This is a genomic window from Paenibacillus sp. NPDC056579 (genome assembly GCF_042793215.1).
Taxonomy (GTDB): domain Bacteria; phylum Bacillota; class Bacilli; order Paenibacillales; family NBRC-103111; genus Paenibacillus_S.
Window position 1 is genome coordinate 123,934 of sequence record NZ_JBHTVD010000001.1, and the last position, 15,150, is coordinate 139,083.

General features: G+C 50.5%; 16 protein-coding genes. 15 read left to right on the plus strand and 1 reads right to left on the minus strand.

Annotation, left to right across the window (positions count from 1 at the left end):
* Positions 1 to 2: 2 nt before the first annotated feature.
* Complete coding sequence (locus ACFQ88_RS00700; protein ID WP_379451310.1) at positions 3 to 869, plus strand: sporulation protein YpjB; 867 nt, start codon at positions 3 to 5, stop codon at positions 867 to 869.
* A 15-nt stretch (positions 870 to 884) separates the two neighbouring features.
* Here the strand turns inward: ACFQ88_RS00700 and ACFQ88_RS00705 are convergent, their stop codons facing one another.
* On the minus strand, positions 885 to 1,748 hold the full coding sequence (locus tag ACFQ88_RS00705) for a YitT family protein (protein WP_239634421.1): 864 nt from the start codon (positions 1,746 to 1,748) through the stop codon (positions 885 to 887).
* A gap of 170 nt (positions 1,749 to 1,918) precedes the next feature.
* On the opposite strand from ACFQ88_RS00705, the gene ACFQ88_RS00710 reads away from it, so the two are divergent.
* From ACFQ88_RS00710 to ACFQ88_RS00775, 14 genes are all read left to right on the plus strand, one after another.
* The gene (locus ACFQ88_RS00710; protein WP_239634422.1) at positions 1,919 to 2,257 is read left to right on the plus strand and encodes a nucleotide pyrophosphohydrolase; all 339 of its coding nucleotides are present in this window, start codon (positions 1,919 to 1,921) and stop codon (positions 2,255 to 2,257) included.
* Positions 2,258 to 2,303: 46 nt separating this feature from the next.
* The gene (locus tag ACFQ88_RS00715; RefSeq protein WP_379451311.1) at positions 2,304 to 2,819 is read left to right on the plus strand and encodes a tetratricopeptide repeat protein; all 516 of its coding nucleotides are present in this window, start codon (positions 2,304 to 2,306) and stop codon (positions 2,817 to 2,819) included.
* Positions 2,820 to 2,860: 41 nt separating this feature from the next.
* On the plus strand, positions 2,861 to 3,664 hold the full coding sequence (gene dapB / locus ACFQ88_RS00720) for a 4-hydroxy-tetrahydrodipicolinate reductase (RefSeq protein WP_239634424.1): 804 nt from the start codon (positions 2,861 to 2,863) through the stop codon (positions 3,662 to 3,664).
* Between the two features lie 97 nt (positions 3,665 to 3,761).
* Positions 3,762 to 4,181 carry a methylglyoxal synthase gene (locus ACFQ88_RS00725; RefSeq protein WP_239635374.1) on the plus strand — a complete coding sequence of 140 codons (420 nt, stop codon included), beginning with the start codon at positions 3,762 to 3,764 and terminating at the stop codon, positions 4,179 to 4,181.
* A complete protein-coding gene (gene bshB1 / locus ACFQ88_RS00730; RefSeq protein ID WP_239634425.1) occupies positions 4,178 to 4,876 on the plus strand; it encodes a bacillithiol biosynthesis deacetylase BshB1 in 699 nt (232 codons plus the stop codon). Before ACFQ88_RS00725 ends, bshB1 begins: the two co-directional genes overlap by 4 nt.
* Positions 4,877 to 4,937: 61 nt before the next feature.
* Complete coding sequence (bshA, locus tag ACFQ88_RS00735) at positions 4,938 to 6,107, plus strand: N-acetyl-alpha-D-glucosaminyl L-malate synthase BshA (RefSeq protein WP_239634426.1); 1,170 nt, start codon at positions 4,938 to 4,940, stop codon at positions 6,105 to 6,107.
* Positions 6,108 to 6,120: 13 nt separating this feature from the next.
* Positions 6,121 to 7,425: a CCA tRNA nucleotidyltransferase gene (locus tag ACFQ88_RS00740; RefSeq protein ID WP_379451312.1), complete on the plus strand. Its 1,305-nt coding sequence runs from the start codon at positions 6,121 to 6,123 to the stop codon at positions 7,423 to 7,425.
* Positions 7,418 to 8,401, plus strand: a complete 984-nt coding sequence (locus ACFQ88_RS00745; protein WP_379453514.1) for a biotin--[acetyl-CoA-carboxylase] ligase — start codon at positions 7,418 to 7,420, stop codon at positions 8,399 to 8,401. Before ACFQ88_RS00740 ends, ACFQ88_RS00745 begins: the two co-directional genes overlap by 8 nt.
* Positions 8,402 to 8,694: 293 nt before the next feature.
* The gene (gene panB, locus ACFQ88_RS00750) at positions 8,695 to 9,549 is read left to right on the plus strand and encodes a 3-methyl-2-oxobutanoate hydroxymethyltransferase (RefSeq protein ID WP_379451313.1); all 855 of its coding nucleotides are present in this window, start codon (positions 8,695 to 8,697) and stop codon (positions 9,547 to 9,549) included.
* A gap of 38 nt (positions 9,550 to 9,587) precedes the next feature.
* Positions 9,588 to 10,451, plus strand: coding sequence for a pantoate--beta-alanine ligase (panC, locus tag ACFQ88_RS00755; protein WP_379453517.1), 864 nt, complete (start codon positions 9,588 to 9,590; stop codon positions 10,449 to 10,451).
* A 53-nt stretch (positions 10,452 to 10,504) separates the two neighbouring features.
* Positions 10,505 to 10,888: an aspartate 1-decarboxylase gene (gene panD / locus ACFQ88_RS00760; protein ID WP_239634429.1), complete on the plus strand. Its 384-nt coding sequence runs from the start codon at positions 10,505 to 10,507 to the stop codon at positions 10,886 to 10,888.
* A gap of 62 nt (positions 10,889 to 10,950) precedes the next feature.
* On the plus strand, positions 10,951 to 11,589 hold the full coding sequence (locus ACFQ88_RS00765; RefSeq protein WP_239634430.1) for a tetratricopeptide repeat protein: 639 nt from the start codon (positions 10,951 to 10,953) through the stop codon (positions 11,587 to 11,589).
* An 81-nt stretch (positions 11,590 to 11,670) separates the two neighbouring features.
* Positions 11,671 to 14,526 carry an ATP-dependent DNA helicase DinG gene (gene dinG / locus ACFQ88_RS00770; RefSeq protein WP_379451314.1) on the plus strand — a complete coding sequence of 952 codons (2,856 nt, stop codon included), beginning with the start codon at positions 11,671 to 11,673 and terminating at the stop codon, positions 14,524 to 14,526.
* Positions 14,523 to 15,143, plus strand: a complete 621-nt coding sequence (locus ACFQ88_RS00775) for a redox-sensing transcriptional repressor Rex (protein WP_239634432.1) — start codon at positions 14,523 to 14,525, stop codon at positions 15,141 to 15,143. The genes dinG and ACFQ88_RS00775 overlap by 4 nt, the downstream gene beginning before the upstream one ends.
* The last annotated feature ends 7 nt before the right edge of the window (positions 15,144 to 15,150 follow it).

A 15,150-nucleotide genomic window follows, 5' to 3' on the forward strand; every position in this document is an offset into this window, starting at 1 on the left:
CGATGTTGTATAGAGGCACTTGGAGAAGCCTTGGCCTCGTGCTTGTCGTTGTGTTGGGAATACAGCTTGTTGCGGGTTGCAGTAAAGGGGACAAGCCCATAGAGTCCGTCGAACCGAAGCCATCCACAGAACAGCTGCAAAGGGTGGAGCTGCTTAACGAGACAGCCGACGATATGTATAAGAAGGTCATGCAGGGGGATTTGGATGGGGGACGAGCTCTGCTTCAACAAGTAAGCGATCAAGTCACTACCATTCGATATGAGGGGCTAACGACGCTCGAAGGCTTGAATGCGCTAACTGAATCCGTAACTCAGGGGAAAAAGCTGTTCAATTCCGTCCGCGTATCTCCCGAGGAGGGGCAAATAGCCGCTGCGCAAATCAGACTTGCAACGGATGCGCTCTCGCATCCGGAGCAGCCGATGTGGTTGCAATATTACAAGTTGCTGCAGGAAGATGTGAACCGTGTCGAGCAAGCCGGCAAGGAGCAGAAGCTTCCACAGTTCCAGAAGGCCGTCTCCGTATTGGACAGGCATGTTACGATCATTATCCCGAGCTTGCTGATCAGCCGCGATCCGGTGGACGTAGATAAATTCCGTTCCTTGATCACGTTCATTGCCGGACAAGCCCGAACGGAGCAGCAGCCGTATCAGCCGATTGATAATGTACTGCCCCAAGTAAGGCAATTGATCGACAAGCTCTTCCTGAAAAAGGATACGACGGCCTTTTTACCGGTAGTCGATGATAACGATCCGATTCTGTGGACGGTAGCCATCGGATCGGTCATTATTGCTGCGCTAGGCTTCGCCGGCTGGCGCTTGTCCAAGAAAGATAACGGGCTTGTTCCGGTAAGAAAGAACGATGAGGCTTAACCCTGCTGTACTGCTTTATTCCGGCTTAAAGCCTTCCCCGACAACGTCATGAACCTCGGTAATGATGATGAAAGAACGAGGATCGACGGTTCGGGCGATGTCTTTAAGCCTTTTCATTTCTTGCCGGTACACGACGCAATATACCATGTGCTTATGCGTCCGCGAGTAGGCTCCTACCGCTGGAATGAGAGTGGCTCCGCGATCCATATGCTCCGAGATGGCATCTACAAGCTCTTCCGCATGATCGGTAATGATAGTGAATGCGCGAGCCGCGTAAGCTCCTTCTATAATGATGTCGATCACTTTGGTCGTAATGAATACGACAACGAACGTGTACAATATTTTTTCCTTCGGAATGAAGAAAAGCGCGGACCCGATGACCAGCGTGTCGAACGCCAGGATGACGCGTCCCATGCTCCAGCCGATCCACTTTTGACCGATAGTGACGATAATGTCCGAGCCCCCGGTAGTCCCTCCGTACCGAAACACCAGTCCAAGGCCGACTCCCAAGGTTAAACCGGCATACGCCGTAACGAGAAAATAATCGTGCTCCGAGCGGAACGGAACAATCCAGCCGTTATGTATTAGCACCTCCATTACCCACAAGAAGAACGACAATGACAGCGTGCCGATGACGGTATTGTACATTGTTTCTTTGCCAAGCACCCTCCAGCCCAAATAAAACAACGGGATATTGATGAGCAGCGTCGTCATCGACGGCGGAACATGGAAAATATAATTCAGCAGCAGCGCGATCCCGGTAATGCCGCCTTCCATCAATTCATTCGAGATGACAAAATAGTGCAGACCGAACGCATAGATGGCGGTTCCCAGCATAATGGGGCACCAAATTTTTAGTTTCTTTGTAAGCAAATCCATTTCCCTCCCGCCCTGCTCAAGGTTCCGATTCATGTCAGGTTGTTACTAGTATACCTCATCATTTGGCAAAAAAAAATTTGTCTTCCCTACCTGTTTGCGTTAACATGGTAAATGGGAATCTAAAACATATATAGCGTTGTACAAAGTGACAAGGTTGGTGAACATACTCGATGACGGAACGATCGCTTAAGGAACTGCAGCAGGAAGTCGACCAATACATATCGCAATATAAGGAAGGGTATTTCAGTCCGCTGTCGATGCTGGCCCGGATGTCGGAAGAAGTGGGTGAGCTTGCGCGGGAAGTGAACCACCAATTCGGCGAAAAGCCGAAGAAGCCGACGGAAGAGGACAATTCTATCGAATTGGAATTGGGAGATATTTTGTTTATAACGATTTGCTTTGCCAATTCACTCGGAATCGATCTGACGGAAGCGCACGACAAAATCATGCATAAATTCCGTACTCGTGACGCGAACAGATGGACAAAAATAAACACCGATAACGAGTAGAACACATATGCTGTACCATCACCTTTAACTAAAGGAGGATGGGCAGATGGATGGGAAAGAGCTAGTCAAGAAAGCATACGAAGCCATACTCAGCAATGATTTTGAGCAGGCGATTGTATGGTTCGAGCAGGCGATTGCGATGGAGCCGGACAATGCTGCCTTTCATTATAGACTATCGATTACTTATGCTAGAAGCAACAAACTCTCCAAAGCGATAGAGCATGCCACCCAAGCAATTCAGCTCGAACCGGATGAGGAGCATTTCCGCTATCACCTGCAGCATTTGCGGGCCAAGGAAATCATTCAGCAAGCCGAAAAGTATATTAATGAAAGCGAAGGCCAGGTCTGGATGGCCATATCGCTCCTGAAGCAAGCCGTAGCTCTCGATTCTTTGTCATCGGAAGCTTTCTTGCTCCTCGGAATCGCTTATTCCATAGCCAAAGAATACAGTCTCGCGATTCAAGCCATTCGAGAGCTGCTGAAGCTCGATCCTCAGCACGAGATCGGCATTCAGCTGTTTGAAGAGTACCGGATGAGGCTAAAACAATATATGCAATCTTAGAACAATGACATTTCATGTACAAGAAAGGATCATAACAAGCGATGAGTCGAATTAGAGTTGCAGTAGCTGGAGCCAGCGGCCGTATGGGCCGTGAAGTAGTGAAAATGGTATTGAATGATCCGGATCTTGAGCTGGCGGCAGCCGTAAGCCGTACGTCGGATACGACGATGGATGCCGGCCGGCTCGTTGGTCTGGAGCCTTGCGGCGTATTGATGAGCAACGATTTGGAATTAGCTCTGGTAGAAGGCAAGCCTGATGTGCTGGTTGATTTCACAGCACCGCATTCGGCTGCAACCCATACGGCATTGGCGATTCGGTATAAGGTTCGTCCCGTAATGGGGACAACCGGCTTTACGCCTGAAGATATCGAGAATCTGGACAAGCAATGCAAAGAACAGGGCATCGGAGGCATCATCGCTCCCAACTTCTCGATCGGCGCCATCTTGATGATGAAGTTTGCTGCGCAAGCAGCTAAATATATGCCTCATCTGGAAATCATCGAGTACCACGGTGACCAGAAGCTGGACGCGCCTTCCGGCACGGCGATCAAAACGGCGGAGCTGATATCGGAGAGCCGCCAGGAGCTGCGTCAAGGCAATCCTAACGAAGAAGAAACCATTGAAGGATCGCGCGGCGGATTATACAATGGATTTAGAATACATAGCGTTCGCCTGCCGGGAGTATTCGCACAGCAAGAGGTAATCTTCGGAGCGTTCGGACAGACGCTGAAGATCCGCCACGACTCGTATGATCGAGCAGGCTATATGCCTGGCGTTAACGTTGCTGTGAAGAAAGTAATGGAGTTTACCGGCCTAGTGTACGGTTTTGAGCATTTCATAGACTAATTGAAGAGAAACGGACAAAGGACCATGGAGCATGCGGATGACGCATGTGCCGAGTCCTTGTTTTGTAAGTTATCCAAAGGAGCCGACCAGGATGTCAATGAAGATAGCGTTAATCGCACACGATAGAAAAAAAGAAGAGATGGTTAATTTCGTCATCGCCTATGAAACGGTGTTCGAGCACCATGAGCTGTATGCGACGGGAACAACCGGCACGCGGATCATGGAGAATACGAGTCTGAACGTGCACCGGTTCATGTCAGGCCCCCTCGGAGGCGATCAGCAGATCGGAGCGATGGTTGCGACCAATGAGATGGACTTCATCATTTTTCTCCGCGATCCGTTGATGGCGCAGCCTCATGAACCGGATATCATTGCATTGCTTCGTCTCTGTGACGTTCAAGGGATTCCTGTTGCAACGAATATCGCCACGGCGGAGATTTTGGTAAAGGCGCTCGACCGCGGAGATTTTGCGTGGAGAGAGCTGGTGCATAAATATAAGCCGGGTATCGAGGAATGACCGAACCATTAGATATTCTTATTTTCGGTGCTCATCCGGATGACGCGGAAATTGGTATGGGAGGCACCATCTATAAGCATACCTCGGCAGGTTACAAGGTTGGGATCTGCGACTTGACGTTGGCGGAGATGTCCTCTAACGGTACCGTAGAGATTCGGCAGCAAGAGGCGGCTTTGGCTTCCGAGCTGCTGGGTCTGGCAATGAGGAGCAACCTGGGCTTGCCGGACCGTGGGCTGTGGATGGGGCCGGATTTGATCCGGATCATTACGCTGGAAATCCGCAAGCATAAACCTAGAATCGTATTTGCACCGTATTGGGAAGACCGTCACCCGGACCATATCGCTTGCAGCAAGCTGGTGCAGGAAGCGGTATTTAACGCTAAGCTGCGCCGATACGAGCCCGAAACCGAAGCTCATACGGTGGAGCAGTGTTATTTTTATTTTATTAACGATGTTGCCGAGTCCGATTTGATCGTAGATATTACAGACAGTCATGACAGCAAGATGCAGGCGCTGCAAGCCTACCGGACGCAATTTGAAGCTGTCGGGTCCGGCAACGATTTTGTCAACACGCCTCTGAACCAAGGATATTTGGAGCGCGTAGAAGCGAAGGATCGGATGCTCGGGCAGAAACGAATGGTGCCTTATGCGGAAGGCTTCGTCAGCAAGCTTCCATATTTAGTCCATTTATTCTGATTCAATGGAAGTCAGTGGGAAATACTAATAAACAGTAACCATGAGCAAGGGAGGGAGCCGCGTGAAAGATCGGTTGAAAATAGGAATTACCTGTTACCCTACATTGGGAGGATCAGGTGTTGTGGCTACCGAACTAGGCAAGCTGCTTGCCGAAAAAGGTCATCAGGTCCATTTTATTACTCATAGCATGCCTTTCCGCTTAGGAAAATTCGATAAAAACATTTATTATCATGAAGTGGAAGTCAACGATTATTACGTATTCAAATATCCTCCGTACGACTTGTCGCTTGCAAGTAAATTGGCGCAGGTGGTCCAGCTGGAGGAATTGGATCTATTGCACGTTCATTATGCGATTCCGCATGCCGTATGCGCGCTGCTCGCCAAACAAATGGTCAACGACCGGATCAAGGTGGTTACGACTTTGCACGGGACCGATATTACGGTATTGGCCCAGGATGAATCGTTGAGCGATCTGATCCGCTATGCAATCAACCGTAGTGATGCCGTTACGGCGGTATCCAAGGATTTGATTCAGGAAACGCGCAATCTGCTGTCCATTGATAAGCCAATTGATCTGGCGTATAACTTTGTAGATAAACGAGTCTATTATCCGCGGGAGGTTTCGGCATTACGCAAGGAGTTCGCGCATCCCGACGAGAAGATTCTCATACATATTTCCAATTTCCGCCCCGTCAAACGGGTAACGGACGTAGTGGAGGTATTCGACCGGATCAGCAAGGACGTTCCGTCCCGGCTTCTATTCGTTGGCGAGGGGCCGGAGCTGTCCAAAGTATTGTGCAAAGTGAAGGAGAAGGGACTGCTGGATCGGGTTACCTTCTGCGGCAAGCAGGATGATGTCGCTCAATTGCTCTCGCTATCCGATGTCATGCTGCTTCCATCCGAGAAGGAGAGCTTCGGTCTAGTAGCTCTGGAGGCGATGGCTTGCGGCGTACCGTCGGTCGCTTCGAATGCCGGAGGGATTCCGGAGCTGATTACGCACGAAGAGACCGGATTCTTGGCCGAAATCGGCGATGTGGATCAAATGGCGCATTATACGAAAATGCTGCTGACCGATCCGGGCTTGTACGAGAAGATGAGAGAAGCTTGTCTTTATAGAGCGCGGTATACATTCTGTAATGACATCATTACTAGGCAGTACGAGGAAATCTACTATCGCGTGCTGGGAATCCCCATGCCCGACGAGCTCAAGTTGAAACCATTGAACTGTTAAAACGGGGGTCGGCATGAAGGAAGCTTTGGAAAAGGGAGCTTATGAAGTGATTGAAACGCTTCATAAGAACGGATTTGAAGGGTACCTGGTCGGCGGCTGCGTCCGCGATCAATTATTGAATCGGCCGGTGAAGGATTACGACATCGCGACTTCGGCGCGTCCGGAGCAGGTTGAGCGTATGTTTGCCAGAACGATTCCGACCGGGATTCAGCATGGAACCGTAACGGTAGTGATCCAGGGGCAGCCCTATGAAGTAACGACATTCCGCAAAGAGGACGCTTATGAAAACTATAGGCGTCCTGCGGAAGTTGAATATATCGACAGCCTGTATGAGGATTTGCGCCGCAGAGATTTCACGATGAACGCCATGGCGCTGGATCGAGAGCGAAAGCTGATCGATCCTTTCCACGGTGAATCCGATATGAAGCAGGGCATTCTTCGCTGTGTCGGCAATCCCGACGAGAGGCTTCAGGAGGATGCGCTGCGGATGCTTCGCTGTATCCGGTTCGCATCGGAATATGCTCTCGAAGTAGAGGCGGCCACTTGGGATGCATTGTGCAGGCTGGCTCCGCTGCTCCAGCATATTGCAATGGAGCGGGTACGGATGGAGCTGGAGCGGATGCTGTCGGGATCATCGCCCAACCGAGCTATTGACCTTTTGGCGGCGAGTGGAATTTTGCGGTACAGCAAAATTCCGCTCCTTCTTGCATCTCTCGGATCCTTGAAGGAACCAGCGGATTTAAGCAAGCTGAAGGGGCCGCTCAGAAGGTGGGCTTATGTCTATTTGCGACTAGGCGCTTCAGCGGATCAAACCGAGGAAGAACTACGAAGCTTGACGTTCTCGAAGCAGCAGATCGACGAGGTGCGGCATATCGTTGGAGCAGCCGTGTATGTTGGGGAAGGCTTGTCTCAGCATCCTTCTGAACCGATAGAGAAGGTTGCGGCGATGGTATGGAAGCTTGCCGCCATCCGCCATGGCAAACCGGCGATGGAAGCGTTGCATGACATTTTGTCCATGAACCTTCAAGTGCTTCTCGCTTTGGGGGGATCGGACGAAAGCGCAGCATATTGCATGAGATCTGGAATGCAATGGCTGGAGGAAATGCCGGTAGACAAGGTGGCTTCCCTGCAGCTGAACGGCGGTGAGCTTATAGCTGCTATTGGGCAGCCGGCGGGACCGTGGGTGGCTCAGACTTTGCAGCACTTGGTCAAGCAAGCCGCACTCGGACAAGTTGCTAATGACAAAAGTGCGCTATTAGATGAAGCGGCACAATATGCAGCAAATAATAAGGAAAGTGATAACCGTGGCCATACATGAACAACTGCTTCAAATGTTCGAGGCGCGTCCGGATGAGTTTCTGTCCGGCGAAGAGCTGAGCATGACCTTGAACTGCAGCCGGACGGCGATCTGGAAGCACATTGAGCGACTGCGCCAGGAAGGCTATGAATTCGAAGCCGTCTCGCGTAAAGGGTACCGTCTTGTAGGAAAGCCGGCTCGACTGGATATACCAAGCTTGCTGTCCCGCCTGCAAACAAAGAGCTTCGGCAAAACGATCCGCTATTTCGACGAGGTTGATTCGACGCAGATCGTTGCTCGCGAGCTTGTCGCTAAGGGAGCCGAGGAAGGCACCTTGGTCATTGCGGAGCAGCAAACGTCCGGCAGAGGCCGGCTGGGGCGCAAATGGCATTCGCCCAAAGGCAAAGGCATATGGATGAGCATCCTGCTGAAGCCGCGAATTCCGCTGCAGTTCACTCCTCAGCTCACATTGCTGGTGGCGGTAGCGCTTTGCCGTTCGCTGCGCCAGACAACAGGTTTGCCGATTGGCATAAAGTGGCCTAACGATCTGCTGATCGAAGGCAAAAAAATTAGCGGCATCTTGCTCGAATCGAGCGCGGAGGACGAGAATTTGCAATTTGTCGTCGCGGGTATCGGGATCGGCGTCAATCTGAAGCAGGAAGATTATCCGGATGACGAGCTGAGAGCCAAAGCGACATCGCTGGCCATAGCCGCAGGCAGGGAATGGAATCGCGAGGACATCTTATGCCAGTTCCTGCAGGAGCTGGAGTCATTGTACACGCTGTATCACGAGCAGGGCTTCGGACCGATTAAGCTGCTGTGGGAAGCGCTCAGCGTATCTCTTCAGCGTTCGATCCGGCTGCAGACGCCGAAAGGCATGTCGGAAGGATTCGCGGTCGGACTGCACGACTCCGGCGCCATCACCGTGCGATTGCCGGACGGGAGCTTGGCCAACTGGTATTCTGGAGATATTCAGTTTGCTTCGCCGGATGCATAATGTCGAAAAAAAGGTTCCCAAACTTGAAAAGTCTGGTATACTGTAAGTATCAAGGTGATATCCGCGAGGAATCACACTTGTACTTGCTTGTAAGGCTTTATCTGGACAACTTTATAGCTTTACCTGGAATATGTCGGATTCTGCTCTGAGCCTAACGGACCGAGACAGAAGGATCATATGATTTTTTTTGCATGTGAACCTTTTAGCTCTCGAGGGCTAAAAGGTTTTTTAGTTCATACTAAAACTAACCTTGGCCTTTGTAGTTAAAATTCAATGGAGAGGTGTGTTGTTAGATGGAAAAACGCAAACCGGTCACTACGTCGAAATTAAAAAAAATGAAAACGGATGGCGTTCCTATTTCGGTAATAACGGCATACGACTATCCTTCCGCTGTATTGGCTGAGGAAGCGGGCGTGGATGTCATTTTGGTCGGCGATTCATTAGGAAATGTCGTGCTTGGTTACGACTCCACCGTGCCGGTAACCTTGGACGATATGGTATATCATACCCGGGCGGTCGTAAGAGGAGCCAAGTCTACTTTCGTCGTGGCGGATTTGCCGTTCATGACCTACCATGGAAACATCGATCAAACGCTGCGCAATGCGGCTCGCCTTATGCAGGAAGGGGTAGCCCATGCGGTCAAAATGGAAGGCGGAGCGGAGATCGCCGAAGCTGTCGCAGCCTGTACGCGTGCCGGTATTCCAGTGATGGGGCATATCGGCTTGACGCCTCAATCGATTCATCAGATCGGCGGATACAAAATCCAGGGGAAAAACTCCGAATCGGCACGCAAGCTGCTTGAGGATGCAAAAGCGTTGGAGCAGGCTGGAGCTTTTGCCGTAGTACTGGAGCTCATGACGGAGCAATTGGCCGCGCATATTTCCGAAGAGCTCTCGATCCCTACGATCGGTATCGGAGCAGGGCCGCATTGTGACGGACAAGTGCTGGTATTTCACGATGCGCTCGGCTACGCCTCCAACATTGTGCCGAAAAGGTTCGTTAAAGAATATGCTTCCATTGGAGACACGGTTCGAAAAGGCTTGATAAAGTATGTGGAGGAAGTAAAAAACCGTGAGTTTCCGGCGCCAAGCCATTCCTTCCAAATGGAAGAGGAAGTTGCGGAATTTTTATACGGAAGCAAGAAATAAATCGGGGGGGCGAAGAAACGATGCAAACGACCAAAGAAATGAAAGTGCTCCATAGCGTAAATGAAATTCGCCAAGCGGTTCGCGCGGCGAGAGCCGGGCGGCCGACCGTCAATGTTGGCTTCGTGCCTACGATGGGATATCTCCATAAAGGGCATGCGAGCTTGCTGGAGGCGGCGCGCAAGAAGAGCGACATCGTAGTCCTGAGCATATTCGTTAATCCTCTGCAGTTCGGTCCCAATGAAGACTTCTCGCGATATCCGCGCGACGAGCAAAGAGATTTGGCTCTTGCTAAGGAAGCGGGTGTCGATTTCGTATTTCTGCCGTCGGTAGACGACATGTATCCGCGGCCGACCAAGACAATCGTATCGGTGTCGGAAGTAACCGATCGTTTGTGCGGAGCATCGCGTCCGGGGCATTTTGACGGAGTGGCTACCGTAGTTACGAAGCTGTTCAATATGGTGCAGCCCGACTTTGCGTTCTTCGGGATGAAGGACGCTCAGCAGGTCGCCGTCATTCAGCAAATGGTGGATGATCTGAACATTCCGGTCGATATCATTCCTTGTCCTACCTTAAGAGAAGAGGACGGCTTGGCGATGAGCTCGCGCAATGTGTATTTGCAGCCGGAGGAACGCAAGCAGGCACTGGTGCTGTCTTCCGCATTGAGACTCGCCGAGCGGCTCGTTAAAGAGTCTAATGGAACAATAGCGGCGGAGGAACTGCAGGCAGCCGTCAAGCAGCATATTGAGCAGTCTCCGCTTGCGCAAATCGATTACGCCGATGTTTTGACGTATCCTTCATTGGAGCCGGTAACCGATTTGAAGGCAGTGTCGAGCATCATCGTCGCGTTGGCGGTTAAGTTCGGTAAAACAAGGTTAATTGACAATACCATCATTCAGTTGTAATTTATACGAAGCCGGTTTTCTATTCAGAAAACTTCTTACAGGAGGTTCAACTCATGTTCAGAACGATGCTCAAATCCAAAATACACCGCGCGACCGTAACCGAAGCGAACCTGAACTACGTAGGCAGTATTACGATCGATGAAGATTTGCTTGATTTGATCGATATGCTTCCAAATGAAAAGGTGCAGATCGTCAATAACAATAACGGCGCCCGCTTAGAAACCTACATTATTCCCGGTCCGAGAGGATCCGGTGTCATCTGTTTGAACGGAGCCGCGGCACGCATGGTGCAGGTAGGCGATACCGTCATTATTTTATCGTACGTTATGCTGACCGATGAAGAAGCACGGAAGCATCATCCGCAAGTTGCCATAATGGGTGAAAATAATAAAGTTATCAGCGTATTGAAGGAAGAAATTCATTCCACCGTCATGTAACGAATGAAAAGCCGTGTGGGGGCGAAAAATGAGGGTATGCTCAGCTAAGGTGGGATGCCTACATGTTCAAACATTTATTTGCCTCCATGAACGAAATGCTTGATGAAGTGACTTCCCAATATGCAACGGCGACAGGCGTCAGAAAGAAGCAGCTTCAGGAGAAGCTGAAAGCATTGAAAGCGATGAGCGATACGTTTATTGAAGAATGGCTATTATTCGAAGAAAAGCTTGCCGCTTTTCACCAGCAGCATCATCCAGCACCACTTACCAATGATTATACGGATCCCGAAATGGTCGGCAAGCGCTCCGACGCTTTTTCCAAAGGCCAAGGATATTATAAGCTCCTGATGTTTGACGAAGCGATCCGCGAGTTTTCCGAGATGGTGCATAAGCAGCCGGATTTTACATTGGCTCGGATGTACTTGGCCATGAGTTATTTGCGCAAAGGAGACATCGCGGAGAGCTACAGTCATTTTCATTTTTTATCTCAATTAACCGAGAACAACCAGATGAGAGCTATTTCGTACAACGCTATGGGCTGCATTCAAGCTCACCACAGCAACATGGACAAAGCCTTCGAGTATTTCAATCTTGCTTTCCAAACGGATCCGACGAGCGTTCAGCCGTTGATGGAAATGGGGCTTTGCGCAGAAAAAAAAGGCCAGCTTCAATTTCATCAGCAGCCGAACCGGCTCCCATAGGATGAAGTTTACTATTCCCTTTTCCCTGCAGTATTGGTATGCTAAGAAGAGAGTGGGAATGAAGGGATTGACATAAAAGGAATGAAATTCGCGGTATTGGATTTTGAAACGACCGGGAGCCAGCCTGCGGATCGCATTATACAGGTTGGCCTCGTCATCATACAAGACGATATCATCACGGACAGGTATACTTCTCTGGTAAATCCCGGGATAGGTATACCTTCTTCTATCACAACGCTAACCGGCATTGACGACGAGATGGTTCGCGAAGCTCCCGAGCTTGATGCGGTAGTAGCGGAAATGGTTCCACTTCTGCAGGATTGCGTTCTGGTCGGACACAATATCGCTTTTGATTTGAGCTTTCTGCAGAGAGCGCTTGATGAAAACGGCTATTTTCCGTTCGACGGCCGGGTGCTGGACACGATGGATGCGCTGCGGGTATTGTTCCCTTCATTAACGAGCTTGCAGCTGAGCATGGTTTGTCTTGCCTTCGGGATCGAGCACGAGAGGCCTCATCAGGCGGATAGCGATGCGGAAGTAACCGCTGAAATTTGGCTGCGCTGTCTGCAGAAATTTCAAAGTCTGCCGCTATTGACCATTCAGCGCTTGTCTATCCTGTTCGATGGAGTAACGTCCGATTTCGGCTGGTTTGTTCAAGAGATGAAAACGTACAAGGAAATGTTTACCACCGTTGATACGGAGACAGGACGTTATTTCCGCCAGTTCGCAATCAATGTAGACGATTGGGGAGACGAAGAGCCGGTTAGGGAGGATACGGATGTATCGAAGCTTCCCGATAGCTTTTCGGACTTCTATGAGCAGTTGAAGGAACAGATGAAGCAGCGGTTCGCCTCATATGAGGACCGGGAAGCTCAAGTGCGGATGCTTGAGGAAGTGGAATCGGCATTTCAGCAAGGACTACACTTGATGGTTGAAGCGGGAACCGGTACGGGTAAATCGCTGGGCTATTTGATCCCATCGTTGTATTACGGGCTGAAGCAGGATAAGAAGGTACTGGTCAGCACCCATACGATCAACCTGCAGGAGCAAATTCGCGAGCGGGATATTCCTCTGCTTCACAGCTTGTTTCCCGTAGGATTCCAGGCGTCCGTGCTGAAAGGAAGAAGCCATTATTTGTGCTTGCGTAAATTCGAGCATAAATTGAATATGCAGGATTTCGAGAACGGCAAGGAAGACCGGATCACGGCCGGCCAGATGCTGGTTTGGCTGAGCGAAACGAAAAGCGGAGATGAAGAAGAGCTGCATTTTGCCGCTAACCGGGGTGCGCAGTTCTGGCATTCGGTGGCGAGCGATTCCGACTCCTGTCTGAATAGGGCTTGTCCCTGGTTCAAAAAGTGCTTCTACCATCGCGCCCGCCATGAGTCCAACATAGCGGACGTGGTCATTACTAACCACTCTATGTTGTTTACGGATACGAAGGCGGAGAACCGCCTGCTGCCGACTTATAAACATTTGGTCATCGATGAAGCTCATCATTTCGAAGAGGTGGCGAGCAAGCATTTAGGCATCGAGATGTACTATGGCACCTTTATTAACACGCTATGGTGGCTTTATAAAGACGCGAGAAGCGGCCAGCTTCCTTCGTTGAAAGCGCGCCTGCAAAGAAACGAATCGGAGCGGGCTCAAGCGTGGTGCGATACGATCGATGCGGTTGCGCCGAAGCTGGTTCAGGTCAAGGAGCAGTGGGATGAGCTGGCGGAAGCGTTGTATCAGCTGTTGGCTAGCCGGTCGGACCCTTCGCAAACCGAAGGTGGCCAGCTAGTTTTCAGGGTCAAGAAAGACGATACGCCGGCCGTATGGGAGAAGCTGCTTGTTCTGGAGGAGAATATTCACCTCGTAACGAATGAAGTGCTGAAGAAGATGGACAAAATGGTCAGCGAACTGAAAGAAGTGCAGGAAGAGCTGGATCTGCAAGGCATGGTGACCGACCTTAGCGGTACGGTGAAGGAGCTGTCGCGTCAGAGGGACAATCTTCATTTCTTCATGACCATGCCGGATGATAATTATGTGTACTGGCTCGAAGGCGGCCAATTCAATAAAGCCAAGTCGCTTCAATTGGTTTGCGTGCCTATCGACGTAAGCCCGATGCTTCAGCAGCATTTTTTCGATGTCAAGGACAGCGTGGTCATGACTTCGGCTACATTATCCGTGGGCAAATCGTTCGATTATACCTGCGAACAGCTGGGGCTCGAGAGCAAGGATGAACCCGCCAAACTGAAAACGGTTCAATTGCCGTCGCCATTCAATTACCGTCAGCAAGCGCTGGTTGTGATACCGAGAGACTTTCCGAGCATTAGAGGAAATTCCGGCGAGCAGCAATTTCTCGATCATTTGACGCAGTCGCTTGCGGAAGTGGCCTTGGAGACGAAGGGCCGGATGCTGGTGCTGTTTACTTCCAACCGGATGCTGAAGCTGGTTCATACTTCGCTGAAGGAGGTTCTAAGCCCGTTCGGCATTCAGGTGCTGGGGCAGGGGGTAGACAGCAGCAACCGCAGCAAATTGACGCGGATGTTCCAGAGCAGCCCGGCAAGCGTGCTGCTTGGCACAAGCAGCTTTTGGGAAGGGGTCGACATTCCCGGAGATGCGCTGACCTGTCTGGCTATTGTCCGGCTGCCATTTCAGCCGCCGAATCATCCTCTGGTGGAAGCCAAGACGGAGAAGTTAAAAAAGCTGAACCAAAACGCGTTTATGAAGCTGTCGGTTCCGCAAGCGGTCATTCGTTTCAAGCAAGGATTCGGAAGGCTCGTACGCACCGCAAACGATAAAGGTATCGTCATCATTTATGATACCAGGGTCATTGATACGACGTACGGGAAGTACTTTTTGTACTCGCTGCCCGGCCCCAAGATCGAGCACATGCCGACCAATCAGTTGGTTCCGAGAATTAAGCAGTGGATGGGGGAAAGCGGTACATGAAAACAATAAAAATATCAGAGGCGGTCGTTCGGCGGCTGCCCGTCTATCTTCGATTTTTGAACGAACTGAGCAAGAAAAATGTCAGCACCGTTTCTTCACAGGATCTGGGTCAAAAGCTTGATTTGAATCCGGCGCAAATTCGCAAGGATCTAGCCTATTTCGGAGAGTTCGGAAAAAAGGGAATCGGCTACGACGTCGATTATCTGATAGAGAAAATACGGCAAATTCTGAAGCTGGATAAAGTCATTCCTGTTGCATTGGTCGGAGCGGGGAATCTTGGGCGCGCCTTATGCAATTACAACGCTTATTTGAAGGATAATATGAAAATTGTGGCCGTGTTCGACGCCCATGCCTCGAAAATCGGGGAGTCCATCAATAATCTTCATGTGAAGCCGATGGGCGAGCTGAAGGAAACGATCGAAGCTCTGCATGTCCGAATCGGCATTATAACCGTACCGGCGGCCGAAGCGCAGAACGTAGCCAACCAGTTTGTGGAAGCAGGCGTTGAAGCGATACTGAATTTTGCACCTATTATCATCAAGGTCCCGAACGAAATTCGTGTCCATCACGCCGATTTCACCACCGAGCTGCAAAGCTTGGCATACTACTTGGATTAATGGGAAA

Excerpts from the sequence above, each read along its gene's own strand:
- panC (WP_379453517.1), top strand. The coding sequence starts at position 9,588 with ATGAAAGTGCTCCATAGCGTAAATGAAATTCGCCAAGCGGTTCGCGCG.
- ACFQ88_RS00725 (WP_239635374.1), top strand. The coding sequence starts at position 3,762 with ATGAAGATAGCGTTAATCGCACACGATAGAAAAAAAGAAGAGATGGTT.
- ACFQ88_RS00705 (WP_239634421.1), bottom strand. The coding sequence starts at position 1,748 with ATGGATTTGCTTACAAAGAAACTAAAAATTTGGTGCCCCATTATGCTG.
- ACFQ88_RS00765 (WP_239634430.1), top strand. The coding sequence starts at position 10,951 with ATGTTCAAACATTTATTTGCCTCCATGAACGAAATGCTTGATGAAGTG.
- ACFQ88_RS00710 (WP_239634422.1), top strand. The coding sequence starts at position 1,919 with ATGACGGAACGATCGCTTAAGGAACTGCAGCAGGAAGTCGACCAATAC.
- ACFQ88_RS00775 (WP_239634432.1), top strand. The coding sequence starts at position 14,523 with ATGAAAACAATAAAAATATCAGAGGCGGTCGTTCGGCGGCTGCCCGTC.
- panD (WP_239634429.1), top strand. The coding sequence starts at position 10,505 with ATGTTCAGAACGATGCTCAAATCCAAAATACACCGCGCGACCGTAACC.
- ACFQ88_RS00715 (WP_379451311.1), top strand. The coding sequence starts at position 2,304 with ATGGATGGGAAAGAGCTAGTCAAGAAAGCATACGAAGCCATACTCAGC.
- bshB1 (WP_239634425.1), top strand. The coding sequence starts at position 4,178 with ATGACCGAACCATTAGATATTCTTATTTTCGGTGCTCATCCGGATGAC.
- panB (WP_379451313.1), top strand. The coding sequence starts at position 8,695 with ATGGAAAAACGCAAACCGGTCACTACGTCGAAATTAAAAAAAATGAAA.
- dapB (WP_239634424.1), top strand. The coding sequence starts at position 2,861 with ATGAGTCGAATTAGAGTTGCAGTAGCTGGAGCCAGCGGCCGTATGGGC.
- dinG (WP_379451314.1), top strand. The coding sequence starts at position 11,671 with ATGAAATTCGCGGTATTGGATTTTGAAACGACCGGGAGCCAGCCTGCG.
- ACFQ88_RS00740 (WP_379451312.1), top strand. The coding sequence starts at position 6,121 with ATGAAGGAAGCTTTGGAAAAGGGAGCTTATGAAGTGATTGAAACGCTT.
- ACFQ88_RS00700 (WP_379451310.1), top strand. The coding sequence starts at position 3 with ATGTTGTATAGAGGCACTTGGAGAAGCCTTGGCCTCGTGCTTGTCGTT.